Genomic DNA, 1,783 nt, shown 5'->3' with positions numbered 1-1,783 from the left:
GCCGTCCGGCGTACGCAGTCCGCCGCCGGCCTGCTGCGCGGTCGTACCACCGCTCCCGCTCGCCCCGCGCGGCGCACCGAGCAGGCCCGCGAGCCGCGCGCCGAACATCCCGCGCCGCGCGGCCGACAGCGCGATCACCGCGCAGGTCAGCAGGATCAGCGCGAACACGAGCCAGCCGAGCGGCGAGCGCAGCCGCAGGATGTCCGACACCGCGCTGCCGATCCCGTCCACGCGCGTCGCGCGCGCGGCGGCCGGCTGCAGGAACAGCGACACGTTGTCGTACTGCAGCCCCTCGATGCTGTGCGCGACGAGATCCTTGACCATCGGCGCCATCGCGCGCAGGTCGACGCCCGGCCGGTAGCGGATGTACACCGCGGCCGACGACGGCTTGATCTTGTCCGCGAGCGGATCGTTCTCCGGAATCACGACCTGCACGCGCGCGACCACCACGCCCTCGATGTCCTGCAGCGTGCGCGACAGATCCTGCGACACGCCGTACAGGTAGCGCACGCGCTCCTCGGCCGGCGTCGACACGAGGCCCTGCTTCTGGAACAGCTCGCCGAGGCTCGCATAGCTCGGCTTCGGCAGCCCGTTCGCCTGCAGCACCGTGAGCGCCGCCTGCATGTCGCCGTCCGCGACGCTCACGAGCCACGCATTGCGGTCCGACGTGTCGCGCGCATCGTTGTCCTTCGACGCGCTGATGCCCGCGTCGCCGAGCACCGCGACCATCTGGTTCGCGTCGCGCTCCGACAGGCCCGAGTACAACTCCTTCTGGCACCCGGCCAACAGCACGAGCAGCCCCGCGAGCAGCGCGCGCGCCGCCCGGCTGCGCCACGCATGCATGCGCGGCGTCGAATCGATCGTCGTCATCGTTTGTCCGCTTCAGGGCGCGTGAGGCCGCATCCGCCGGCCAGCACGCGCGCTTTCACTCCTGCGTCTTCAGCACCGTATGCGTGAAGCCGTTCGCCGCCTGTGCAACCGACAGGCTCAACTGGTATTCCGAAATCGTGGTGGTTGCCGTCCACTGGAAATCCATCGCCTTCACCATCGTCATCAGCGGGTCGCTGCGGCTGTCCGCCATCGACGTCAGCATCTCGCTGCGATGCTTGTCGATGTTCGCGTACCGCGAATCGAGATCGTTGCCGTACGTGCGCAACCGCTCGACGAGCGACGACTGGTTCGCCTGCGCGGGCGTCATCTGCACGGCCGGCGCCGCATCCGCCGGCGCGCGCGACATCGCGACACCGGACGAAGACGACGGGGCGGCCGGCGACGCGCCCGGCTGCATCAGCGCGTCGAACTGGCGCACCTGCGCCGGATCGGACGCCGTGCCCGCTTGCTGCGCGGCACTCGCGAGCGCAGCCGCGCCCGGCGGCGCCGCGCCTACGCCTGTTACCGACATGATCGTGTCCTCCTTGACCGGCAAAGCCGGAAACGGGCCGGCCGGCACGCACCTACGCCACGCCGAGCGCCCGTCACGGGCGGCCCCGGCGTGCGACGTCGCACGGCACGGCCGGCGACCGGCATCACGCGCGGCCGGCGGAACTCAGGTGTTGCGCAACCTGGGCGTTCGCCGTCCCTTCCTGCGCGGTCACTGCGTTGCTGGTTTCGAACGTCGCAGTCGATTGCTGAACCTGGAAGTTGATCTTGGTCAGTTCGAGCTGCGTCTTGGTCAGGTCGTCGGCCTGCTTCTGCACGTCGCCCGTGTTCGTCACACCACCTGCTGCCGAGGTACCCATGCTTCGCTCCTTTACGTGAACAACACACTCCATCTTCCGGCGGC

At 69.9% G+C, this 1,783-nt stretch carries 3 protein-coding genes; all 3 read right to left on the bottom strand.

Annotated elements, in window-relative coordinates; translation table 11 throughout:
- Nucleotides 1-870 (bottom strand): type III secretion system inner membrane ring lipoprotein SctJ (gene sctJ, locus JMF86_RS18220; RefSeq protein ID WP_201317097.1); only part of this gene is annotated, 870 nt, incomplete at its 3' end.
- Nucleotides 871-925: 55 nt separating this feature from the next.
- Nucleotides 926-1,402: a hypothetical protein gene (locus JMF86_RS18215; protein WP_012339691.1), complete on the bottom strand. Its 477-nt coding sequence runs from the start codon at nucleotides 1,400-1,402 to the stop codon at nucleotides 926-928.
- Between the two features lie 124 nt (nucleotides 1,403-1,526).
- Nucleotides 1,527-1,739 carry a hypothetical protein gene (locus tag JMF86_RS18210; protein WP_006480857.1) on the bottom strand — a complete coding sequence of 71 codons (213 nt, stop codon included), beginning with the start codon at nucleotides 1,737-1,739 and terminating at the stop codon, nucleotides 1,527-1,529.
- Nucleotides 1,740-1,783 lie beyond the last annotated feature (44 nt).

It is taken from the genome of Burkholderia sp. E168m15 (assembly GCF_016586105.1).
Lineage (GTDB): Bacteria > Pseudomonadota > Gammaproteobacteria > Burkholderiales > Burkholderiaceae > Burkholderia > Burkholderia orbicola.
This window is presented reverse-complemented; position numbering and strand designations above follow the sequence as displayed.

What these genes read in the sequence shown, in the direction of transcription:
- JMF86_RS18215 (WP_012339691.1), bottom strand. Translation starts at nt 1,402, where the DNA reads ATGTCGGTAACAGGCGTAGGCGCGGCGCCGCCGGGCGCGGCTGCGCTC.
- JMF86_RS18210 (WP_006480857.1), bottom strand. Translation starts at nt 1,739, where the DNA reads ATGGGTACCTCGGCAGCAGGTGGTGTGACGAACACGGGCGACGTGCAG.